Here is a 21,439-nt window from a genome sequence, read left to right on the forward strand (position 1 = left end):
GATCGACCGACTGGGCCGCGGCATCCAGCAGGGTGCGGCGGCCCTTTGTCGTGTGCGGGCCGGCACCCCTCGACGCCACTCCCTGCCCCCCCTACAAGGCGCGACATGGATGCTTTGGTGACAACCGACTGGCTGGCGGGTGCGATCGGCACGCCGGGGCTGCTGCTGCTCGATGCGAGCTACACCTCCACCCTGCCGGGGTCGCCGCCGCGCGATCCGCGTGCCGACTATGCGGCTGGGCATGTTCCGGGCGCGCGGTTCCTCGATCTCGACACGCTGGTCGACGCAACCGACCCGCTGCCGTCGATGCTGCCGCCGGCGCACGTGTTCGCGGCGCGGATGGCGGCGCTGGGCTGGACGCCCGAGTCGCACATCGTGCTGTATGACGACAGCGCCCATCATACGTCGTGCCGCGCCTGGTGGGTGCTGCGCATGTACGGCGTCGACGCGAAGCTTCTCGACGGGGGCATCGCGAAATGGCGCGCCGAGGGCCGTCCGCTCGATACCGCGGCACCGGCGGTGATCCCCACGCAGCCCCTCTCGGTCGAGCGGGGCGGCGGCGTCCGCGACAAGGTGCAGATGCTCGCCAATCTCGCCAGCGCCGCCGAACAGGTCGTCGACGCCCGCTCGGCGGCGCGCTTCACGGGCGAGGAACCCGATCCGCGCGCCGATTGCGGATCGGGACATATCCCCGGATCGCGCAGCCTGCCCTATACCCGGCTGTTCGAGGCCGATGGCAGCTGGAAATCGCCCGAGGCGCTTGCCCAGGCCTTTGCCGATGCCGGAATCGAGCTGGACCGCCCGCTGGTCGCGAGCTGCGGGTCGGGGATCACCGCTGCGGTCCTGGTCTTCGCCGCGCATCTGCTCGGCCACGATGCCGCGCTCTACGATGGCAGCTGGACCGAATGGGGCGCGGACCCCGCCACTCCAAAGGCGCTCGGCCCGGCATGAGCGACAAGAAGGACGCGACCAAGGTCGTCACCGGCGGTCGCCGCCCCGAATGGACCCAGGGCATCGTCAACCCGCCCGTCTGGCGCGCCTCGACCATCGTCTATGACTCGATCGCCGAGATGCGCGCGCGCAACGCCGCGGACACCCACCACAAGCTCTATTACGGGCGCCGCGGCACGCCGACACAATGGTCGCTCGCCGATGCGCTGACCGAACTGGAGCCGGGCGCGGAAGCCACCTTGCTCTACCCTTCCGGCGTCGCCGCGGTCACGACGGCGCTGCTGGCGGTGCTGTCGCCGGGCGACGAACTGCTCGTCCCCGATAGCGCCTATGAACCCACGCGCGGCTTTTCGAACGGCATGCTCAAGCGGATGGGGATCACCACGCGCTTCTACGATCCGATGGCGGGTGCCGGGATTGCCGCATATTGCACCGATCGCACCCGCGCGATTTTCCTCGAAAGCCCGGGCAGCCTGACCTTCGAGGTCCAGGACATCCCCGCGATCGTCGCGGTGGCAAAGGCACGCGGGATCACGACACTGCTCGACAATACCTGGGCGACGCCGCTGCTGCTGCCCGCGATCGCGATGGGCGTGGATTATTCGATCCTGGCCTGCACCAAATATATCGTCGGCCATTCGGACGTGATGCTCGGATCGGTGACTGCAGCAGAGGGGCAGTATGCCCGGCTGCGCGCCGCGACCTATCAGCTTGGCCAGATCGCCAGCCCCGACGACGCCTGGCTCGGCAGCCGGGGCCTGCGCACGATGGCATTGCGGCTGAAGGAACAGGGGGCGACCGCGCTGCGCATCGCGCAGTGGCTGAAGGCGCGCCCCGAGGTCGCGCGCGTGCTGCATCCGGCGCTGCCCGACTGCCCCGGCCACGCGCTGTTCGTGCGCGATTTCAAGGGCAGCTCCGGGCTGTTCTCGTTCGTCCTCAACGGCGGCGATGACGCCGCGCGGACCGCGCTGATCGACGGGCTCGAGCATTTCGCGATCGGCTATAGCTGGGGCGGCTATGAGAGCCTGGCGATCCCCGCCGACCCCGAGCGTATCCGCACCGAAACGCCCTGGCGCGCCGAAGGGCCGCTGGTCCGGCTCCAGATCGGGCTGGAGGACCCCGACGACCTGATCGCCGATCTCGAAGCCGGGCTCGCACGCTTCACCGCGGCGCGCGGCTGATGCAGCGGCTTGGCGCCTGGCTCGCCGGGCATAACCTCCCCGACCCCGCCGAACTGAGCGAAGCGGGGGTGTCGATGGCGCTGGTGCTTGTCGCGCTGGCGATCGGCTGGATTACGGGACGGCATCTGGGCGACTGGGCGGCGAGCCAATGGAATCGCCACGTCTCGTCCGCGACGCCCGGGCTGGGGCCGCGGCTCTGCGCGATCCTGCGCCATGGCAGCGCGGCGATCCTGCTCGCGATCCTTGCCGAAGCCTGGCCCTGGGGGCCGCTCGCCGCACTCGGGATCGGCCTTGCCCAAGGCGCGGCGACGGCAATGGTCGCGATCGAATTGCTGCGCGGCCTCCACTTGCCGCGCTGGGCGGCGTGGAGCTTCGCGGCGATCGTGTTCACTGCGATCCTGGCGCACGCGATCGGGGGCATTGCCGCAGTCTCGACCACGCTCGACCGCGTGGGGGTGCGCGTCGGGCACCGCGACTTTACCTTGCTGTCGGTCGTCACCTTCGGCGTCACGGTGATGTTGCTATTCGCGGGCGTCCGGCTGGCGAACCGGATGGTCGCGCACAGCATCGAACGCGCGCGGGGGTTCGACGCGACGCAGAAGCTGCTGTTTCAGAAGCTGGCGAGCATCGCGGCGGTGCTGCTCGCCTTTTTCGTCGGAGTCGACCTGCTCCAGATCGACCTGACCGCCTTCGCCGTTTTCTCGGGCGCGTTCGGGCTCGCGATCGGCTTCGGCATGCAAAAGACCGTGGGTAATCTGATCGCCGGGATCATCCTGCTGATGGATCGCTCGATCAAGCCGGGCGACGTGATCGTGGTGGGCGACAGCTTTGGCTGGGTGAACAAGATCGGCGTACGCGCCGTCTCGATCATCACCCGCGACGGCAAGGAGCATCTGATCCCGAACGAGAATCTGATGACGCAGGAGGTGGAGAACTGGTCCTTTACCGACCGCAACGTGCGGGTCCGCATCCCGGTGACCGTCGCCTATGATTCGGATCTGGCGCTCGCGCAGAAACTGATGCTCCGCGCCGCGGAGGAGAGCCCGCGCGTGCTTGAAGATCCGCGGTCCAATGTCTGGCTGATGGCGTTCGGCGAGAACGGCGTCGAGCATGAGATCCTCGCCTGGATCAGCGATCCCGAAAGCGGCGTCGGCAATGTCCGCAGCGACGTGCTCAACCGGTTGTGGCTGTTGTTCCAGGAACACGGCATCCGCATCCCCCTGCCCCAGCGCGAGGTGCGCGTCCGCGGCGCGACTGCCTCCGATGCAGGCTGAGCGGATGCCCCCTCGCGCGGGGGCGCGGCGCGCCCTATCTTGCCGCCCGTGTCCTCCCCGCCCGTAACCGCCCGAATCGCCGATGGCGTCGCCTCGATACCCGCGGCGGCATGGGATGCCTGTGCCGGCACGGTGAACCCGTTTATCGGCCATGCCTTTCTCTCGATCCTCGAACGCTCGGGCTCCGCGACGGCAGAGGCGGGGTGGCAGCCGCTGCCGATCGTGATCGACGGCACCGACGGCCTGCCCGCGGCGATCGCCCCGGCCTATGCCAAGACCCACAGCCAGGGGGAGTATGTCTTCGACCATGGCTGGGCCGATGCGTGGGAGCGCGCGGGCGGGCGCTATTACCCCAAGATCCAGGTCGCTGTGCCCTTTTCCCCCGTCCCCGGCCCCCGACTGCTGCTGCGCGATCCGGCGCTGGCGCCCGCGCTGATCGCCGGGATCGAGGCGGTGACCGACCAGAACCGGCTGTCCTCGGCGCATGCCACCTTCCTGTCGGAGGAGCAGCTTCCCTGGTTCGAATCGGCGGGATGGCTGATCCGCGCGGGCACCCAGTTCCACTGGCAGAATGACGGCTATGCCGCGTTCGACGATTTCCTGGGCGTGCTTGCCAGCCGCAAGCGAAAGGCGATCCGCAAGGAGCGCGCGCAGGCGCTCGAGGGGCTGTCCATCCGCCACCTGACCGGCGCGGAGATCACCGAGGCGCATTGGGACGCCTTCTGGGTCTTCTATCAGGATACCGGTGCCCGCAAATGGGGGCAGCCCTATCTGACGCGCGCGTTCTTCTCGCTGCTCGGCGCGGAGATGGCGGACAAAGTACTGCTGATCTTCGCCGAGCGCGACGGCGTGCCGATCGCGGGGGCGCTCAACCTGATCGGCGCGGACACGCTCTATGGCCGCTATTGGGGCTGCACCGAGGAAGTGCCCTTCCTCCATTTCGAGCTTTGCTATTATCAGGCGATCGACGCCGCGATCGCGCGCGGGCTGGCGCGAGTCGAGGCGGGGGCGCAGGGCGAGCACAAGCTGGCGCGCGGCTATGCCCCGGTCACGACCTGGTCGGCGCATTACCTCCCCGATCCGGGCTTTCGCCGCGCCGTCGCCGACTTCCTCGAACGCGAGCGGCTGGCGGTCGAGCGCGAGCAGGACATATTGGGCGAGATGATGCCCTTCCGCCGCAGCGGATAGCGCTATCGGCTGTCGTTGCCGGGGCTGATCATCACCTTGGGCTGGCGCCCGTCGTTGAGGATCAGCTCGCGTTCCCAGCGCGGCACCGGCAGTTCGCCCGGCATCACCACCGGCGCGGGCACGCTATGGTCGACCTTGAACAACGCGCTCGTCCCGTCGCGCCATACCGGGATCAGCCCCTGCTCGAAGCGCGGATCATAGCCAGGCGGGCGGATCATCCAGACATAGTCGAACGCATCGCGCGGGAATCGCGCCAGCGCCCAGGGCACCGGCCGCCACCATTCGCGCGGGCATTGGACGTCGGTGACGATCTGCGACGGGTCATGGGCAAAACGCTTTGCGTCGGCATAGCGCACCGTCATCAACTGGCCGCCCGCCATCGACCATTGGTCGTTGGTGTAGGCCAGCTTGCGCTCCAGCGCGAGCGCGGGGACATGCTGGAGCCGCGTCATCGTCCATTCGTTGTAGCAGGTCTCGCCCACGAAGCTCACCAGCCGCGCGCCCTGCGGCAGATGCTCGAGCGCCACCAGCTCGCGGTCATAGGACTTGCCGTAGAGATAGAAGCTATAGGTCGTCGCCGCGATCCGCGCGCCGAAGAACGCCATGCCCAGCGCCGCAACCATGGCTGCGCCGCGGATCGACAGGCCGGGCTTGGGCCGGATCGCGAGAATCCCGATCGCGAGCAGGAACGGCACCAGCCGCATATCGGCATAGGCCGATCCGAACACGATCCGCGGCAACAGGATATACACCGCCAGCAGGAACAGCCCCGACAGCGCCAGGTTGCGCGAATATTGGATATTGGGGTCGCGCACCGCCTTCAGCAGCAGCAGGAACAGCACCCCGACCGACGCGATGTCGAACAGCTGCCAGCGGTCGCGAAACACCTGCGTCACCCACAAAGTCTTGGCGCGCCAGTTGAACCAGTCGCCGGTCTGGCCGCTGACATGCCCGCCGCTGCGCCACGCCACCATCAGCAGCGCGGGCGGGGCGAGCACCAGGCACTGGATGCCGGCATGGATCGCGGGAAGCAGCCAGCCGTGGACCAGATCGCGGTACCATGGCACGCCGGGGCTGCGCCGCAGGTCGTGCTGGCGGATCAGCTCGGCGGAAAAGGCGAGCACGCCCAGCATCCCCCAGCCAAAAGTGTGCGCCACCCAGATCAGGATCGACACCGGCACGAACACGATGCTGCGCAGCAGGAACCGCCCCTGCCGCGCGAGCCGCAGCCACCAACCGAACGCCAGCAGCGCCAGCGCCATCGACAGCGCGAAATTGACGAAGCCGAAATGGAACGGAAAGGCATAGGCCAGCGGCAGCGCGAACAGCGCAGTCGCCGGGATGCGGCCATGCACTTCGCGCGCGATCATCAGCATCCCGGCAACCGTCATCGCCGGGATCGCAATCACGATCAGCTTCACTGCGAATTCGAGACCGAAGACGTGGCTCAGCGGGATGACGAGCAGGTCGACGCCCAGATTGCCCATCAGCGACCATTGGAAATTATACCAGTCGTGCAGCCACGGGACCTGATCGTACACCAGCTGGACGCGATACCGCCCCATATGCCCGGGCAAGTCGACCAGCGGCGGGATCTCCGGCCACAGCAATGGTATCGTGGCAATCAAGGTCGCAAGCGCCACGAACCACCGTGCCTGCCACCACTGCAGCGCTTTCCCCCTGTCCATCGTTCAGGCTTTAAGCGGGCCGGGGCCCCCGCTGCAAGCGGTGGTTAGCGGATGCGCCACACGCGAACGGGGGAATTGGCGATTTCGACGGGCTCCAGCCAGTCGAAACGCGCGCCATCCTCGAGCTGCGCCCAGAAACCGTGCGGACTTTCCTCGCGGTATAATTCGGGTTCGTTGAGCCCCGGGCACACCACCAGATAGCGGGCGCCATAGCCGCGGAGGATGCGGTGCGCGTTATCGGGCGTGCCCGTGAAGGCGGCGATCACATCGTGCATCGCGGCATGGTTGCGGTGATGGCCGCTGGCGATGCCCTGGTGCGGCGTGGCGACCAGGATATCGGGCGTCAGGTCGAGCGGCGCGAAGATCCGCGACGGCGGCAGCGCGGTGCCGATCACGCGCGCATCGAGTCCCCGTTCGCACTGCACCCCAGACGCGGGGCGCTGCTGCCCGGCGCGGACCGCCTCGGTCTGCGGAAAACCCGCCACGGCCAGCACGATCAGGCCGGGGCATATCGTCACCAACGCGCCCGCCGTCGCCACCATGCGCACGCCGGCCCCCTCGATCCGGCGGGCGCGACGGAGCATATGATCCAATGCCCAGGCCGCGCCGGGGATCGCGAAGGCATTGGCCGTCGCGCCCGCCCGCATGACCAATGCCGCAAGCACCAAGGCTGCAAGCAGCGCCGCCGCAACGAGCATCCAGCGCATCCGCATCGCCGCCGGGCTGCTCCACAGCGCCAGTACGGTGCCGATCAGGCCCGTGACGGGCAGCCCGATGGTCAGCCCGGCCCAGACCAGCGAGGATTGTCGCCACAGCGGAAGGCCTTCGTCGGTGTTCTCATACCACATCCGCCGCGTGAGCGGATCGAGTTGCGCGAACGGCCCCCCGACGCATTCGGGCGCAGTGTACAGCAACACCGCGACGGCAACCGCGCCCACAAATGCAAGCGCGGCCAGCCGAATCGCCAGAGGCCCCCGCCCCGTCAGGCTGGCCGCAGAGGCACCGATCGCCCCGACGCCGAGCACCAGCAGCCAGTCCGGCGTCAGCGCGTCGCACATCGGTGCCGCATACTGGACCCCGCGCGTCGCAAGCTGGAGCAGCAACGCCGACAGGAACAGCCCCCACACGGCGCCCAGCAGCATCGGCCTGCGCGCCGGGTCGAATGCCCAGGCCAGCGCGACGATGCCGGTCAGTGCCGCCGCGATCGGCAGTCCTTCGAGCGAAATCGTGACCAGCGCCGCGAGGCACGCCCCCAGCAGCGCCCCGGCCCTGATGCTCGGTCGGCCGACCAGCAGGGTCAGCGCGGCAAGCGCCAGCACGACCTGCCACCCATGGTGATCGATCCGCAGCGGTCGCATCTGGTAGAGCAGCGGCACCGAAAGCGGCGCGATCAGCACCGCCAGCCGCGCGGGCTCCTCCCCCGCCACGCGCCGGGTAAGGACCGCGACGAGCGCGAACATCGCCGCCATCGTCAGCAGCGGCACGGCGATCAGCGCCGCCGTCTCGGCGCCTGCCTGCCCCAGCAACGGGCGCGTGAGCAGCAGGACGGCGGCCAGCGGCAAGTCCACCAGCCGCGACCAGTGCAGGTCCCCGCCTGCCAGCCGGTGCTGGCTGACATCCCACCAGCTCTGCCCGGCGGCCAGGTCACGCACCTCCATCAGCCGCATCGCGTCATCGGGGTCGGGGAACCGCCATTCGCCGATCGCCCCCGCGCTCATCGCCAGCAGCAAAACCGCCGCCAGCGTCCAGCCGATCGTGATCGCCGGCCATAACGGACGCGGGGTCATGCCGCCTTCAGGCGTTCCGGCACGAGCCGCTCGGACGCGAGCGCCGCCTTCTCGCCCTCGGTGCCGCTCTCGTGATATTCGGCGTCCTCGTTGACGTTCCACACGTCATAGACGCGGGCACCGGCGGCGATGTTCTTGACCGTCAGCATCGCGGTCATCATCGCATGGTCCTGGTTGTTATAGCGGTGCATGCCGTTGCGGCCGACCAGGTGCAACGTCGGATAACGCGCCTCCAGCTCGCGGCGCAGCGCATCGACATTGTCGCGATAGCCCTCGTCATAGACCGGATACGCCTTTTCCTGCCGCACCACTGCGCCGCCGACGACGGTCGCCGGATCGGCGAGCCCGAGTTGCGCCAGCTCTTGCGTCGCCAGTGCGACCAGATCGTCGTCCGCCATGCGCCACAGCCCGTCGCCCTCGAAGCAGAAATACTCCAGGCCGACGCACGCGATCGATTCGTCGGGCACCATTTCGGGCGACCAGCTCCGGAAATTCTGGACGCGGCCCACCTTCACGCCCTGTTCGTGGATATAGATCCAGTTGTCGGGGAACAGATCCTCCGAACGGATCATCAGCGCGACCGTCAGGAAGTCGCGATACTGGAGGTCCAGCGCCGCCGGAATCGCAGCGGGCATCGGCTGGATACGCCCCGCCAGCTCGCGCATCGGCGCCGACGAGATCACATGCGCGGCGTTGATCGTCACCACCGCGCCGTCGCCGCGCGTCGCCTGGACGTTCCAGCGTTGGGTTGCGTCGTTATACGCCATCGCCTTCAGCGCATGGTCCATCAGGACATGATTGCCGCCCTCGACGACGCGGTCGCGCGCGGCGTCCCACATCATCCCCGGCCCCTTGCGCGGATAGCGGAAGGTCTCGAGCAGCGTCTTGGTCGCCATCCCGTCATTGGGGGTCCTGTTGAGCCCCAGCGAGCGCTTGAGCCCGTCGAGCACCGCCTTGCCCAGGCTCAGCCCCTTGATCCGCTGCGCCGCCCAGTCCGCCGACATCGTGTCGCACGGCATCCCCCACACTTTCTCGGTATAGGTCTTGAAGAAGATCGAATAGAGCTTGTGCCCGAACTGGTTGACGACCCAATCCTCGAAGCTTTTCACGTCCTTGCGCGGAAACAGCTTGGCCTTGGCATAGCTCGCCATGCACAGGCTCGACGTCCACAGCCCCAGATTGAACAGCGCCTCGAACGCGCGCAACGGATAGCTGTAGAATCTGCCGCCATAATAGATGCGGCTCATCCGGGGGCGTTCGATGAAATCATGCGGAAGGATCTCGTTCCAGAGATCGACCACTTCCTTCGATTTCGAGAAAAACCGGTGCCCGCCAATGTCGAAACGGAAACCGCCATGCTCGACGGTACGGCTGATCCCGCCGACATAGACGGGGTCCTTCTCGATCACGCTGACCGAATAGCCCGCTTTCGTAAGCAGATAGGCCGCGGTCAGGCCAGCCGGTCCCGCCCCGATGATCGCGACGTCGACGGCATTGCTGGTAGCGGGCATTCTGGTGCTTCCCCCCGGTGGAGCATGGGATGCTCCGGCAATGCGGGGGGAAGCGATAAATTCTGGTTAATATCCGGGTAAACCCGGAGGGGCGGCTGTTTGAAAAATGCGCGGAAGAGCGCATTTTTGTTGCGGCCCCGGCCCGCTCCCCCACCCGGCCACCCATAGAATACACTGGCGTTGGGTGGCCGGGTGGGGGAGCGGGCCGGGGCCGCAATGCGCCGTCAGGCGCACAAAAACCCCGCTTTAGCGCCCGTCGCGGCGCCCCAGCAGGCGCAGGCGGAGCGCCTGGAGCTTGATGAAGCCCGCAGCATCGCGCTGGTCATACGCGCCCTGATCGTCCTCGAACGTCACCACCTTCTCGCTGTACAGCGTGTGCGGCGACTTCCGGCCCGTGACGATGACATTGCCCTTGTACAGCTTCAGCCGGACGGTGCCCGTCACCTTCTCCTGGCTATGGTCGATCGCGGCCTGGAGCATCTCGCGCTCGGGCGCGAACCAGAAGCCGTTATAGATCAGCTCGGCATAGCGCGGCGCCAATTCGTCCTTCAGGTGCGCGGCGCCGCGATCCAGCGTGATCTGCTCGATCCCGCGATGCGCGAGGTGGTAGATGGTCCCGCCCGGGGTCTCATACATGCCGCGCGACTTCATGCCGACGAAGCGGTTCTCGACCAGGTCGAGGCGACCAATGCCGTGCTTGCGGCCCAGTTCGTTGAGCGCGGCGAGCAGCGTCGCCGGGCTCATCGCCTCGCCGTTCAGCGCGACGCCGTCGCCGCGTTCGAAATCGATCGTGATCGTCTCGGGCGCGTCGGGCGCGTCCTCGGGGTTCACGGTGCGCGAATAGACATAATCGGGGACCTCGTCCCACGGGTCCTCCAGCACTTTGCCCTCGGACGAAGTGTGCAGCAGGTTCGCGTCGGTCGAGAAGGGCGCTTCGCCGCGCTTGTCCTTGCTCACCGGGATCTGGTGCTGCTCGGCGAATTCGATCAGCCGGGTACGGCTGGTCAGATCCCATTCGCGCCACGGCGCGATCACCTTGATATCGGGCGCGAGCGCATAATAGCCGAGCTCGAAGCGGACCTGGTCGTTGCCCTTGCCGGTCGCGCCATGGCTGACCGCGTCGGCGCCGACCATCTTCGCAATCTCGATCTGGCGCTTGGCGATCAGCGGCCGCGCGATCGACGTGCCGAGCAGGTACAGCCCCTCATACAGCGCATTGGCGCGCATCATCGGGAAGACGAAGTCGCGGACGAACTCCTCCTTCAAATCGTCGATGAAGATATGCTCGGGCTTCACCCCCGCCATCTCGGCCTTGCGCCGCGCGGGTTCCAGCTCCTCGCCCTGCCCCAGATCGGCGGTGAAGGTCACGACTTCGCAGTTATACGTCTGCTGGAGCCACTTCAGGATCACGCTGGTATCGAGCCCGCCCGAATAGGCGAGGACGACTCGGTTGATCTGATCGGACATGAGGCAGCAAACTCCGGCAGGGCAGGGAACGCTGGCCCTCTAGGGTCGGGGGCCGGGATTCGCAAGCGACCCCGGCGCCGAGCTCAGGCGCAAACCCGCGCTCGGTCGCCATCCCCCGCGTCGCCGCCGTCGCGCAGGCGCTGCTCGGCTTCGAACATATAATCGCGCGTGATCGGCAATGCGTCGCGCGATCGCGCGAACTGGAGCTGATAATTGACCAGCCCGCCGTTCAGGAAGCTGACCGTGCAACCGGCGAGGTAGAAGGTCCACATCCGGTAGAAGCGCTCGTCATACAGCGCGACAATGTCGTCGCGCGCCGCGATGGTGCGGTCGTACCAATGCTTGAGCGTATGCCCGTAATGCATCCGCAGCACTTCCACATCGGTCATGTAGAAGCGCAGCCCCTCATAACCCTTCGCGATCTCCGACAGCGCGGGGATATAGCCGCCGGGAAAGATATATTTGAGCGTGAACTTGTCGGTCACCCCCGGCCCGCCGGCGCGACCGATCGTGTGGAGCAGCATCACGCCCTGCGGCGTCAGCAGCTCGCGGCATTTGCGGAAGAAGGTGCGGTAATGCGGCGTGCCGACATGCTCGAACATGCCGACCGAGACGATGCGGTCGAACTGGCCGGTGACGTGGCGATAATCGATCAGCTCGAAACGGACCTTGTCGGCCACCCCGGCTTCGACTGCACGTCGCCGCGCGACCTTGAGCTGTTCCTCGGACAGCGTCACGCCCAGCACTTCGGCGCCGGTCCTGGCATGAAGATACAGCGCCATCCCGCCCCAGCCACAGCCGATGTCGAGCACGCGCATCCCAGGCTCGAGCGCCAGCTTGGCGGCGATATGCGCCTTCTTGTCGCTCTGCGCCTGCTCCAGGCTGTTCGCGGGGTCGGTGAAATAGGCGCAGCTATATTGGCGATCGATGTCGAGGAAGAGATCGTAGAGCCGGTCGGACAAGTCGTAATGATGCGCGACGTTGCGCTTCGATCGCTTCGCCATGTTGTAGCGCCCGATCCGGAACGCGGCGGCGCCGACCAGCCGTCGCAACGCCGTCGGGTTCAGCGTCGCCGTACCCGCTTCCCAGCGATGATTGGCGGTGATGAGGTTGAGCAGGCCGAGGATGTCGCCCTGCTCGATCACCAGCCTGCCGTCCATAAACGCTTCGGCGGCGCCCAGGCTCGGATCGCGCAGAATCGCGCCCGCCGCGCCCTTTGCCAGCCGGATCGTTACCGGCGGCAGGTCGAGCGATGGCGTTCCAAATTCGCGTTGCGTTCCGTTCGAGTGAAGTACGGTGAGTGTGCCTCGCCTGACCGCGTGGGCGAAAAACCGGTCGATCAACATCAGTAGACGTTCTCCAGGCTTCCCCGCCCCGTTGCGGCAAACCTAGGGATCGGGAAAGTTTCCGCAATGCGGAAAAAACGCGCCGGTCAGATTCCGGCGTACCATTCATAGCCGTTATAATCCTCCCAGAACCCGCCCTTGCCCTTGCCGATGCCGTCGAGCGTCGCCACCGCCTCGACTCGCATGACGTATTTCGCCTGCTTGTAACCAAGCTGGCGCTCGACCCGCAGCCGCACCGGCGCGCCGTGCCCGACCGTCAGCGGCGCGTCGTTCATCGCCCAGGCAAGGATGGTCTGGGGGTGGAAGGCATCGACCAGGTCGATCGATTCATAATAGGGCTGGCCGGCGATGCTGTCGCCGCAGTGCAGCACGATATAGCGCGCCTCGGGCCGGAGCCCTGCGAGCTGGAGCAAGGTCTCCAGCCGAGGCCCCTGCCACTTGCCGATCGCGCTCCAGCCCTCGACGCAATCGTGGCGGGTGATCTGCGCGCGCTGAGGCAGCGATCGCAGGTTGGCTAGGCTGAGCGACAGCGGGCGCGCGACCAGCCCGTCGACCGCCAGCCGCCAGTCGACAAAGCGATTGGCGGCCATCGCGGAATAGCTGGGGGTGTTGGGATTGGCGGTGCCGTTGACGCGGAAGCGCGGGCTCCTCTGGTCGGCGCGGAATTCGCGGGCCAGCGCCGCGCGCCCCACGATCGATCGCTGGAGGAAATGATGCGCCTCGTCCGCCGACATCAGCACCGGGCTGTCGCTCAGCGAATCGCATCCGGCGAGCAAGGTCGCGCCGCCGGTGACGAGCAGGTTGCGGCGTGTGATCATTTGCGCTCCCCCGTCCCCGGTACACGCCACCAGCCGGTGATCATCGACCGCACTTCGTCCAGCGGCCCGGCGAGCATCACCAGCGTCAGATGCACCAGCACGAAGCCGGTGAGCAGCGCCATCGCGATGAAATGCACCGACCGCGCCGATTGCCGCCCGCCGAACAGGTCCGCGATCCACGGCCACATCCCCGGCGCCAGCGCCAGCCCGCTGAGGATCAGCACCGGCAGCAGCACGAACAACACGCCGATGTACGACAGCTTCTGGAAGATATTGTAATCGCGCGGGCTCTCCGGATCATGGAAGCGCAGCGCGAGATGCGCGCGGAAATCGGCCCATAAATGCCGGCCCGAAAGCTCGCGGCGACGGATGCGCAGGTCGCGCTGGACATGGCGGTTGGCCAGGCTCCCCAGCAGATAGACGAGCAGCCCGAACGCCAGCACCAGCGCGAAGAAAAGATGCCAGTGGCGCGCGCCCGACAGGCTGTAGTGGCTGGGGATCGTCACCCAGCCCGGAAAGCGCGGCAGCTCCAGCCAGGCGGGGTCGTAATTCGCGCCGAAATGCCCCCAATAGAGCCGTGGATGCGCGTTGAAGATCATCAGCCCGCTGCCGATCATCACGAACACCGCCAGCGCGTTGATCCAGTGCCACAGGCGCGTGATCAGCCGATGGCGATATACCAAAGCATCCTTGCCCGAACCGGGATCGCTCGCCATGTCATCCCTTTCCCGTCCGCCTCGCCAATACGCCATTCGCGGTATCGGGCCAAAAGGTTTCACCGCTGATGCCCGATGCCGATTTCCATTTCTACGAGCCCGGCAAGGGCCATGGCCTCCCCCATGACCCGCTCAACGCCATCGTCGCGCCGCGCCCGATCGGCTGGGTCAGCACCGTCTCGCCGGACGGCGTCCGCAACCTCGCGCCGTACAGCTTCTTCATGCTGTTCAACTATCGCCCGCCGATCATCGGCTTTTCGTCGATGGGGTGGAAGGACAGCGTCGCCAATGTGCAGGCGACCGGCGAGTTCGTCTGGAACCTCGCCACCCGCGCGCAGGCGGAGGCGATGAATGCCAGCTCGGCGAGCGTCGCGCCCGAGATCGACGAATTCGCGCTGGCCGGGCTCGACGCGCTTCCCTCGACGCTGGTCCGCCCGAATCGCGTCGCGGGCAGCCCGGTGCAGTTCGAATGCAGGCTGACCCAGCTCGTCCGGCTGGAGACCAAGGAGGGCGCGGCGCTCGACCAATGGCTCGTGCTCGGCGAAGCCATTGGAGTGCATATCGACCGCGCAATGCTGGAGGACGGCATCTACCAGACCGCACGCCCGCACCCGATCCTGCGCGGCGGCGGCCCGGCGGACTATTTCGAGATTGGCGAGGATGCGCTGTTCAAAATGCCGCGCCCGCGCTGAATCTAGAAATAGGCGCGGCGGAAGAACACCAAAGTCGTCGCCGCCGTCACCAGCAGCGTCCAGATCCGCACCAGCCGGGGCGACAGCCGCTTGCCGAGCTTCGCCCCCAGCCAGCCGCCGACGATGCCGCCCGCGAGCATCGGCAGGCACGCCGACCACCGGATCAGCCCCGAAGCGACGAACACGAATGCCGCCGCCAGATTGGCCACCGCGAGCATCAGCGTGCGGATCGAGAAGAGCGAGCGCGGATCGGCCCCCGCGAGCAGCCCATAGGTCGCCGTGGTCATCAACCCCACGCCGCCGCCGAAATAGCCGCCATAGATCCCCAGCAGCGACTGCGCGACGACCAGCGTGCGCGGCCCGATCGCAACGCGCGCGCGCAGCCATTCCGACGCCACCCGCCCGAAGGCGATCGCCGCGAACGCGACAAGCAACAGCCACGGGATCAGCACGTCGAAGGTCCGGGTCGGCGTCACCACCAGCAGCATGCTCCCCGCCAGCCCGCCGGCAAAGGTGATCGCCGCCAGCGTCCGCACCCCGAGCCCGCCGACCGGCGCCAGTTCGTCGCGAAACGCCCATGCGCTCGCCCCCGCTCCCGGCAGCAGCGCGACGTTCGACGTGGCATTGGCGACATTGGCGGGCAGCCCCATCGCGATGAGCGCGGGCAATGTGGCAAAGGTCCCGCCCCCCGCCAGCGCATTCATCGCACCGCCGAGCATGCCCGCGGCGGCGGCGAGCGCCAGCCCGGCAAGGTCAACCAAGCGCGGCCATCTTCTCTTCGGCCTGGCGGTCCAGCTCGGCGCGGCTCTTCTTCTCGCTCGCGGTCTTCAACTGCCCGCATGCCGCATCGATGTCGCGCCCGCGCGGGGTGCGCGTCGGGGCGGAGATGCCCGCTTCGAACACGATGTTCGAAAACGCCTTGATCCGCTCCGGCGCGGAACATTCATAGGGCGCGCCGGGCCAGGGATTGAACGGGATCAGATTGACCTTGGCGGGCAGCTTGTACTTCTTGATCAGCCGGACCAGCTCGCGCGCATCGGCGTCGCTGTCGTTCTTGTCCTTCAGCATCACATATTCGAACGTGATCCGCCGCGCATTGTTCGCGCCGGGATAGTCGGCGCACGCCTGGAGCAGTTCCTCGATCCCGTATTTGCGGTTGAGCGGGACGATCTCGTCGCGGACTTCCTTGGTCACGGCATGGAGCGACACCGCGAGGTTGACGCCGATCTCTTCCCCCGCGCGTGCCATCATCGGCACCACGCCTGAAGTCGACAGCGTGATCCGCCGCTTCGACAGCGCGATCCCGTCGCCGTCCATCACCAGCTTCAGCGCATCGCGGACATTGTCGAAATTATACAGCGGCTCGCCCATCCCCATCATCACGATGTTGGTGAGCATCCGCCCCTCGGGCTGGCTCGGCCATTCGCCCAGCGAATCGCGCGCGAGCATCACCTGGCCGACGATCTCGGCGGGGAGCAGGTTGCGGACCAGCCGCATCGTGCCGGTGTGGCAGAAGCGGCAATTGAGCGTGCAGCCGACCTGGCTCGACACGCACAAGGTCCCCCGATCGGCGTCGGGGATGAACACCATCTCGTAATCCTGCGCATCGTCCGAGCGCAGCAGCCATTTGCGCGTGCCGTCGCTGGAGACCTGCGCCTCCACCACCTGCGGGCGGCTGATGACGAAACGCTGCGCCAGCCAGGGCTGCATCGTCTTGGCGATGTCGGTCATCAGCGCAAAGTCGGTGACCCCGCGATTATAGATCCAGTGCCAGAGCTGCTTGGCGCGCAATTTGGCCTGTTTGGGCTCGAGCTGCGACGTCTCCAGCGCCATGCGCAGGTCGAGCTTGGAAAGCCCGAGCAAGTCGATACGCCCATCGGCGCGCGGCACCAAGGCGCGCGGAACGGGCACGGGGTCGATGTGGCCGGGTATCTGCATCATTCTTCCTTGGCGTTCCGGCGTGGCAAGAAGCAATCACGAATGCCATCGACATGCTCGATGAGGTCTTGCGCCGCTCTCTGGTCGCCCATGCGATCCAGGATAACATCTATTCCCTCTCGCCGAGCGAGCTTGGCGGCGGGGACGAAATCGGCATCTGCCGCGACGATCACGATCTGATCGACCTGATGCTTGAAGGCCAGCGACGCGACATCCAGGCCCAGGCGCATATCGACGCCCTTCTGCTTGGTATCGACTTCGAAATCCTCGTCCATGGGCACGAAATCGGTCGGAGACTGGATCAACCGCGCGGTCGCGCTCTCGCTCAGGCGCCATCTGGACGTGTCGTTCAGGCGCCCCAGCCGCAGCGCAACTTTGCGAAGCTTGCGCACTTCGGCGTGAAGGTCGAGCCGAAACCGGGCCTCGACGGTCTTTCCCCAATCCACCGATTTGCGGGAAAGCGGCCGGTGCATCCGCTTCGTTAGCGGCGTGCAATCGTAAAAGAAAATCCGGTAGAAGTCGCGGGACTCGGAAAGCTGGAGTTCGTGCCCAGAAACCTGCTCGATCAGCAGAGGGTAGCCGATCCTGTGGCTCAAATGCCAATATGCCAGCAGGCCTAGGCCGTGCGCGACGCTTTTGGGATCGTTGCGATCATGGTCGGGGAAACAATGCTTGAAGCGACGCAAAAAGAACGCCCCATCAACCAGAATTGCCGTTGCCATCGCAATGTCCAGAAAACAAATTGTCCCCGGGAGCGGCCTTGAGCGGATACCTGCTCTTTCGAGCGCCTCAAGACGGCAAGCCGGGGACGGGATATGCTTTAAGTAGCAACATCCTCGGGAAAGTCAAGAATTCGCCTCCCACCGGGCCGCAGGGAGCCAATCCGCGCTTAGTGCGTATCTCCTATCCCGTGCAGGCAACGCACCGTCGCGGACAGACTTGCCATTTGCGTCCGCCGGAACCCAGCTTGACACGGGGGCGAACCGAATTTTGGAGAAAAACGTGATGCTTATCCGATCTATCGCACTGGGTGCGGCGCTGATGACCACCCCGATTGCCTTCGCACAGACCGCTCCGCAGACGACGCCGGGCACGCCGACGACGCCTGGGACCCAGACCATGCCGGGCACTCCCACGACGCCGGGAACCCAGACCATGCCGGGCACCCCGACCACGCCCACCACGCCAGGCACGCCCACGACCCCGGGCACGCCCATGACCCCGGACGCGACCGCCAGCGCGACCACGCCCGCCCCCGTCACCGACGCCGAAGTCACCCAGTTCGCCACCGCCGCGCTGGCCGTGACCAAGGTTCAGAGCGACGCGACCGTCCCGGCTGCGGACAAGAACGCCAAGTCGATCGAGGCGATCACCGCCGCCGGGATCGAACCGACGCGCTTCAACGAGATTTCGGAGGCGATGCGCAACGATCCGGCGCTCAACCAGCGGATTCAGACTGCTGCCGCGGCGATCACGACCCCGGCCCAGTAAGAGAACGGGGCGGTACGGCGTACCGCCCCCCTGTTGCGCGCCGGTAGCTTCACGCAGTCGCCGGTGCGATGCATCCGAGCCCGGCCAGCGACGCGCGCATCGCATCGTCGAGCGGCGTGTGCGGCTCCGATCCCAGAAATTCGACCAGCGCGGCATTGTCGAGCCGAAGCGGGTGCTGCCAGAACGGTCGCATCTCGCGCAGCTCACGCATCGTGGTGTTGAACGGCGCGATCAGCGCCAGCAGCGCCCAGGGCATCGCTTTCACCGTCGGCGTCGTGCCCGCAGCCCGCGCGATAGCGCCGGTGAACGCGCTGCCATCGGCATCCCAGACTCCGGCGAAGTGGAACCGGGCGAAACGCGGCAACGCGGCGTCACGGTCAAGCAATAGGGCAAAGGTCTCCGCCAGATCGGGCAGATACGCCCAGGCATGCCCCGCACCGGGCGCGCCCGGATATTGGATCGCGGCCACCGGCTGCCCCGGCTTGACCAGCCCCTGCGCCAGCCAGCCATTGCCGCACTTCGGCCCGAAGAAGTCCCCCGCCCGCACGATCAGCGCCGCGACGCCTGAGTCCTGAATGCGCCGCTCCATCGCAACCCGAATGCGCCCCTTGCGGGTCTGCGCCGATTGCGGCGAATCGGGCACAGCGACCGGGGTCACAGCGGGATCGTAATTGTAGATCGTGCCGGGCAGAACCAGCCGCGCATCGTTCGCCAGCGCGGCGGCGATGCTGTTCTCGACCATCGGCAGCACCAGCCTGTCCCAGTCGCGATAGCCCGGCGGGTTCACCGCATGGAACACCGCCGACACCCCCTCCGCCGCGCGCAGCACCGCGGCGCGGTCCATCGCGTCGCCCTCGAACCAGGTGATTGCGGGGTCCAGGCCAGGCCGGATGCCGCGCACCAGCCCGCGCACGGCCCAGCCGTGGCGGAGCAGCGCGCTTGCGGTTTCGCCGCCGACGCCGCCGGTCGCCCCCAGGATCAATATCGTCTTCTGCATGTCCGCCTCCATCGCTTCGATGCGTCCGGAGGTGGGCTCTTCGCGGCATGTTTGAAATTGTCGAACTTTGCCATCGCGCCTATATATTTTTGATGAGCCAGCGCGACCTCGCCACCGATTGGGAACGCCAGCGCGCCTTTCTCGCGGTCATCGACGAAGGCAGCCTGTCCGCCGCCGCGCGCCGGCTGGGCGTGGCGCAGCCCACCGTCCGGCGCCGGATCGCGGACTTGGAGGCGGTTGCCGGCGGCGCGCTGTTCACGCGATCACCCAACGGATTGCTCCCCACCGAGCGGGCGCTGCTGCTCGCCGACCATGCCCGCGCGATGGCGCTGGCGGCGGACGCCTTTGCCCGCTCGGCATCCGCCGACGCGCACGAGATCGCAGGGACGGTGCGCATCTCCGCCAGCGACGTGATCGCAGTCGAGGTGCTGCCGCCGCTCCTCGCGCCGCTGCTGGCGACACACCCCGCGCTGACGATCGCGCTGAGCCCGACCAACCGCGCCGAGGATGTGTTGCGTCGCGAAGCCGATATCGCGATCCGGATGGTCGCGCCGCGGCAGGAGGCGCTGGTCGCGCAGCGCGTCGGGACGGTGGTGCTGGGGCTGCACGCCCATCCCGGCTATCTCGCGGTGCACGGGACCCCCGCTTCGCTGGCCGAGGCGGGCGCGCACCGGTTCATCGGGATCGAGAATGATCAAGCCCTGTTGCGCGCGGTGCAGGCGCGGGGCCTGACGATTGCGCACAAGGATTTCGGCTTCCGCACCGACAGCGACCTCGCCCAGCTCGCCGCTATCCGCGCGGGCATCGGCATCGGCGTGTGCCAGGTCCCGCTCGCCCGCCGCGGCGGGCTGATCCGAGTCGCGCCCGATGCCTTCGCGTTCGACCTGGAAACCTGGGTGGTGTGCCACGAAGACATGCGCGGCATCGCGCGGGTGCGCGCGGTGTTCGACGCGCTGGTCGCCGGGCTGCGCGGCTATATGGCCAGCTAGCGCCCCGCGCAGCCCAGCGCCGCCGCGTCGATCGCCGTCGCCGCGCCCTTCAGCGCATAGGTGTCCGCGAATGGCGCGCCATTGGCGCCGACGCTCTCCACGCTCATGCTCCGCCCCGAACGGATCGCGGCGACCACCGCCGAATCGGTGCGCGAATCGGGCGCCCAGGCGTCGGCATCCCCCGCGGTCAGCTCGAACCGGCGCTCCCCGATCGACAGCGTCACGCGGGCGCTCGCCGCACGGGCGCGGCTCAGCCGGATATGGAGCTGGTTGCGCACACCGTCGCGCGGCCAGGTCGCGATGCTGGCAAAGGGGCGCGACGCCGCCTTGCGCCCCGCCGGCTCGGCGATCGCAAAGCAATGCAGCGGCGAGGGATCGCGAAACGCGCCCCAGCTGTCGAACACGCCCAGCGCATCGCGCGGCAGCATCACGAGCAGCAGCGCCAGCGCGATCATGCCGGCGCCGCGCCGCGCCCCGTGCCGGTATGGACCACCGTCTCGATGCCGTTCTCGATCCGCACCACCGATCCCTGGGGCAAATCGGGTGCGACGGCCGCGTCGAATTGCGGCATCACGTCGCGCCCGGTCATCACCCCGCGTAGGATGCGGCTCGACATGCCGTGCATGATCACCAGCCGGTCGCCGGGATCGTCATCGGTATCCGCCAGCCACGACGAGACCCGCGCGGCGATCGAATCATACCATTCGCCGCCGGGCGGGGGCCGCGAATACAGGCCATGCTCGACATCGAGGAACCCCGGCGCCTCGGCATGGAGATCGGCATAATAGCGCCCGCTCCATTCGCCCATGCCGATTTCGACCAGTCGGTCGTCGGTGCGCGCCTGGTGCCAGTCGAGCTCGAGATGCTCGGCGATCACCGCCAGCGTCTGGAGCGCACGCCCCGCGCTCGACGACCACAAGGTGATCGGCGGACGCGGGCCCAGGACCGCACGAAGCGCCACCCCCATCGCCTCGGCCTGCGCGAATCCGGCGCGGGTGAGCGGGGTGTGCGGGTGGTCGCCCTGCATCCGGCGGGCGATGTTGAACACGGTCTCGCCGTGCCGCGCGATGAAATCGCGTCCCTTGCGGTTGGTGGCCATGGTGCTTCTCCTCACTGGTCCGGATGCGAAACGCAATGTTTCGGTCGAAGTTCGTTTCGTTCAGGCAGGGGCAAGCTGCGGTACTCCACTAGCACACCCAGCCCGGGCACACGGGCTCGGTAAAAGAAATCAAGGGAGTATTCATGCGTATCTCACCCACGCTCGCGCGCCGCTAGCCCGCGCATCGGCATTGCCCGCGCACCGCGCCACGCACGCCGAAACCTTTTGCATTTTCGTGTTTTTCCGGCCGGCGCGGCTGCGCCCGGTCCTGTCTTGTCCTGCCCCATTCTGGGCCAGTCTCGCTTA

The 21,439-nt window shown here is 67.3% G+C and carries 20 protein-coding genes; 7 read left to right on the top strand and 13 right to left on the bottom strand.

All coding sequences use genetic code 11. The features are described from left to right. Positions 1–105 precede the first annotated feature (105 nt). From TS85_RS17625 to TS85_RS17640, 4 genes are read left to right on the top strand one after another with little or no spacing between them, the layout of a single operon-like run. On the top strand, positions 106–951 hold the full coding sequence (locus tag TS85_RS17625) for a sulfurtransferase (RefSeq protein WP_044333951.1): 846 nt from the start codon (positions 106–108) through the stop codon (positions 949–951). Next, a complete protein-coding gene (gene metC / locus TS85_RS17630) occupies positions 948–2,132 on the top strand; it encodes a cystathionine beta-lyase (protein WP_044333953.1) in 1,185 nt (394 codons plus the stop codon). The genes TS85_RS17625 and metC overlap by 4 nt, the downstream gene beginning before the upstream one ends. Beyond that, positions 2,132–3,406 carry a mechanosensitive ion channel family protein gene (locus tag TS85_RS17635; RefSeq protein WP_044333955.1) on the top strand — a complete coding sequence of 425 codons (1,275 nt, stop codon included), beginning with the start codon at positions 2,132–2,134 and terminating at the stop codon, positions 3,404–3,406. The genes metC and TS85_RS17635 overlap by 1 nt, the downstream gene beginning before the upstream one ends. 48 nt (positions 3,407–3,454) lie before the next feature. Further along, a complete protein-coding gene (locus tag TS85_RS17640; protein ID WP_044333956.1) occupies positions 3,455–4,594 on the top strand; it encodes a GNAT family N-acetyltransferase in 1,140 nt (379 codons plus the stop codon). A gap of 2 nt (positions 4,595–4,596) precedes the next feature. Here the strand turns inward: TS85_RS17640 and TS85_RS17645 are convergent, their stop codons facing one another. The 7 genes from TS85_RS17645 to TS85_RS17675 form a co-directional block, all read right to left on the bottom strand. Next, the gene (locus tag TS85_RS17645) at positions 4,597–6,282 is read right to left on the bottom strand and encodes a hypothetical protein (protein WP_044333958.1); all 1,686 of its coding nucleotides are present in this window, start codon (positions 6,280–6,282) and stop codon (positions 4,597–4,599) included. Positions 6,283–6,326: 44 nt separating this feature from the next. Next, on the bottom strand, positions 6,327–8,069 hold the full coding sequence (locus tag TS85_RS17650; protein WP_052507996.1) for a hypothetical protein: 1,743 nt from the start codon (positions 8,067–8,069) through the stop codon (positions 6,327–6,329). Next, positions 8,066–9,580, bottom strand: a complete 1,515-nt coding sequence (locus TS85_RS17655) for an NAD(P)/FAD-dependent oxidoreductase (protein ID WP_044333960.1) — start codon at positions 9,578–9,580, stop codon at positions 8,066–8,068. Before TS85_RS17655 ends, TS85_RS17650 begins: the two co-directional genes overlap by 4 nt. A gap of 246 nt (positions 9,581–9,826) precedes the next feature. Next, entirely contained in the window at positions 9,827–11,047 is a 1,221-nt protein-coding gene (locus TS85_RS17660; RefSeq protein WP_044333962.1) for an argininosuccinate synthase, read from the bottom strand. A gap of 83 nt (positions 11,048–11,130) precedes the next feature. Then, a complete protein-coding gene (locus TS85_RS17665; RefSeq protein ID WP_044333965.1) occupies positions 11,131–12,396 on the bottom strand; it encodes an SAM-dependent methyltransferase in 1,266 nt (421 codons plus the stop codon). A gap of 83 nt (positions 12,397–12,479) precedes the next feature. After that, positions 12,480–13,211: a molybdopterin-dependent oxidoreductase gene (locus tag TS85_RS17670; RefSeq protein ID WP_044333967.1), complete on the bottom strand. Its 732-nt coding sequence runs from the start codon at positions 13,209–13,211 to the stop codon at positions 12,480–12,482. After that, a complete protein-coding gene (locus TS85_RS17675; RefSeq protein ID WP_044333969.1) occupies positions 13,208–13,927 on the bottom strand; it encodes a cytochrome b/b6 domain-containing protein in 720 nt (239 codons plus the stop codon). Before TS85_RS17675 ends, TS85_RS17670 begins: the two co-directional genes overlap by 4 nt. A 68-nt stretch (positions 13,928–13,995) precedes the next feature. On the opposite strand from TS85_RS17675, the gene TS85_RS17680 reads away from it, so the two are divergent. Continuing rightward, positions 13,996–14,619, top strand: a complete 624-nt coding sequence (locus tag TS85_RS17680; RefSeq protein ID WP_044333971.1) for a flavin reductase family protein — start codon at positions 13,996–13,998, stop codon at positions 14,617–14,619. 2 nt (positions 14,620–14,621) lie between these two features. On the opposite strand, the gene TS85_RS17685 is transcribed toward TS85_RS17680, so the two are convergent. From TS85_RS17685 to TS85_RS17695, 3 genes are read right to left on the bottom strand one after another with little or no spacing between them, the layout of a single operon-like run. After that, positions 14,622–15,380, bottom strand: a complete 759-nt coding sequence (locus TS85_RS17685; protein WP_227698528.1) for a sulfite exporter TauE/SafE family protein — start codon at positions 15,378–15,380, stop codon at positions 14,622–14,624. Then, positions 15,373–16,557 (bottom strand): 23S rRNA (adenine(2503)-C(2))-methyltransferase RlmN, encoded by a 1,185-nt coding sequence (gene rlmN, locus TS85_RS17690; protein ID WP_044333972.1) that lies wholly within the window; start codon positions 16,555–16,557, stop codon positions 15,373–15,375. Before rlmN ends, TS85_RS17685 begins: the two co-directional genes overlap by 8 nt. Continuing rightward, positions 16,557–17,279 carry an NYN domain-containing protein gene (locus TS85_RS17695; protein ID WP_044333974.1) on the bottom strand — a complete coding sequence of 241 codons (723 nt, stop codon included), beginning with the start codon at positions 17,277–17,279 and terminating at the stop codon, positions 16,557–16,559. Before TS85_RS17695 ends, rlmN begins: the two co-directional genes overlap by 1 nt. A gap of 283 nt (positions 17,280–17,562) precedes the next feature. Between TS85_RS17695 and TS85_RS25800 the strand changes: the two genes are divergently transcribed. Then, on the top strand, positions 17,563–18,048 hold the full coding sequence (locus TS85_RS25800; RefSeq protein ID WP_052507997.1) for a DUF4168 domain-containing protein: 486 nt from the start codon (positions 17,563–17,565) through the stop codon (positions 18,046–18,048). A 49-nt stretch (positions 18,049–18,097) separates the two neighbouring features. Here TS85_RS25800 and TS85_RS17705 read toward each other — a convergent pair whose 3' ends face one another. Further along, complete coding sequence (locus TS85_RS17705) at positions 18,098–19,045, bottom strand: NAD(P)H-binding protein (RefSeq protein ID WP_155006472.1); 948 nt, start codon at positions 19,043–19,045, stop codon at positions 18,098–18,100. A 92-nt stretch (positions 19,046–19,137) separates the two neighbouring features. On the opposite strand from TS85_RS17705, the gene TS85_RS17710 reads away from it, so the two are divergent. Then, positions 19,138–20,034 (top strand): LysR family transcriptional regulator, encoded by an 897-nt coding sequence (locus TS85_RS17710; protein ID WP_044336553.1) that lies wholly within the window; start codon positions 19,138–19,140, stop codon positions 20,032–20,034. Here TS85_RS17710 and TS85_RS17715 read toward each other — a convergent pair. Further along, complete coding sequence (locus tag TS85_RS17715) at positions 20,031–20,489, bottom strand: invasion associated locus B family protein (protein ID WP_044333978.1); 459 nt, start codon at positions 20,487–20,489, stop codon at positions 20,031–20,033. The genes TS85_RS17710 and TS85_RS17715 overlap by 4 nt on opposite strands. Further along, positions 20,486–21,133: a histidine phosphatase family protein gene (locus TS85_RS17720; RefSeq protein WP_044333980.1), complete on the bottom strand. Its 648-nt coding sequence runs from the start codon at positions 21,131–21,133 to the stop codon at positions 20,486–20,488. The genes TS85_RS17715 and TS85_RS17720 overlap by 4 nt, the downstream gene beginning before the upstream one ends. Between the last annotated feature and the right edge of the window lie 306 nt (positions 21,134–21,439).

It is taken from the genome of Sphingomonas hengshuiensis, assembly GCF_000935025.1.
GTDB classification, from domain to species: domain Bacteria; phylum Pseudomonadota; class Alphaproteobacteria; order Sphingomonadales; family Sphingomonadaceae; genus Sphingomonas; species Sphingomonas hengshuiensis.

Coding starts and splice junctions, on each gene's coding strand:
- TS85_RS25800 (WP_052507997.1), top strand. CDS start 17,563: ATGCTTATCCGATCTATCGCACTGGGTGCGGCGCTGATGACCACCCCG.
- TS85_RS17680 (WP_044333971.1), top strand. CDS start 13,996: ATGCCCGATGCCGATTTCCATTTCTACGAGCCCGGCAAGGGCCATGGC.
- TS85_RS17720 (WP_044333980.1), bottom strand. CDS start 21,133: ATGGCCACCAACCGCAAGGGACGCGATTTCATCGCGCGGCACGGCGAG.
- TS85_RS17710 (WP_044336553.1), top strand. CDS start 19,138: ATGAGCCAGCGCGACCTCGCCACCGATTGGGAACGCCAGCGCGCCTTT.
- TS85_RS17660 (WP_044333962.1), bottom strand. CDS start 11,047: ATGTCCGATCAGATCAACCGAGTCGTCCTCGCCTATTCGGGCGGGCTC.
- TS85_RS17625 (WP_044333951.1), top strand. CDS start 106: ATGGATGCTTTGGTGACAACCGACTGGCTGGCGGGTGCGATCGGCACG.
- TS85_RS17695 (WP_044333974.1), bottom strand. CDS start 17,279: ATGGCAACGGCAATTCTGGTTGATGGGGCGTTCTTTTTGCGTCGCTTC.
- TS85_RS17645 (WP_044333958.1), bottom strand. CDS start 6,282: ATGGACAGGGGGAAAGCGCTGCAGTGGTGGCAGGCACGGTGGTTCGTG.
- TS85_RS17675 (WP_044333969.1), bottom strand. CDS start 13,927: ATGGCGAGCGATCCCGGTTCGGGCAAGGATGCTTTGGTATATCGCCAT.
- rlmN (WP_044333972.1), bottom strand. CDS start 16,557: ATGCAGATACCCGGCCACATCGACCCCGTGCCCGTTCCGCGCGCCTTG.
- TS85_RS17655 (WP_044333960.1), bottom strand. CDS start 9,580: ATGCCCGCTACCAGCAATGCCGTCGACGTCGCGATCATCGGGGCGGGA.
- TS85_RS17635 (WP_044333955.1), top strand. CDS start 2,132: ATGCAGCGGCTTGGCGCCTGGCTCGCCGGGCATAACCTCCCCGACCCC.
- TS85_RS17670 (WP_044333967.1), bottom strand. CDS start 13,211: ATGATCACACGCCGCAACCTGCTCGTCACCGGCGGCGCGACCTTGCTC.
- TS85_RS17715 (WP_044333978.1), bottom strand. CDS start 20,489: ATGATCGCGCTGGCGCTGCTGCTCGTGATGCTGCCGCGCGATGCGCTG.
- TS85_RS17705 (WP_155006472.1), bottom strand. CDS start 19,045: ATGCAGAAGACGATATTGATCCTGGGGGCGACCGGCGGCGTCGGCGGC.
- TS85_RS17650 (WP_052507996.1), bottom strand. CDS start 8,069: ATGACCCCGCGTCCGTTATGGCCGGCGATCACGATCGGCTGGACGCTG.
- metC (WP_044333953.1), top strand. CDS start 948: ATGAGCGACAAGAAGGACGCGACCAAGGTCGTCACCGGCGGTCGCCGC.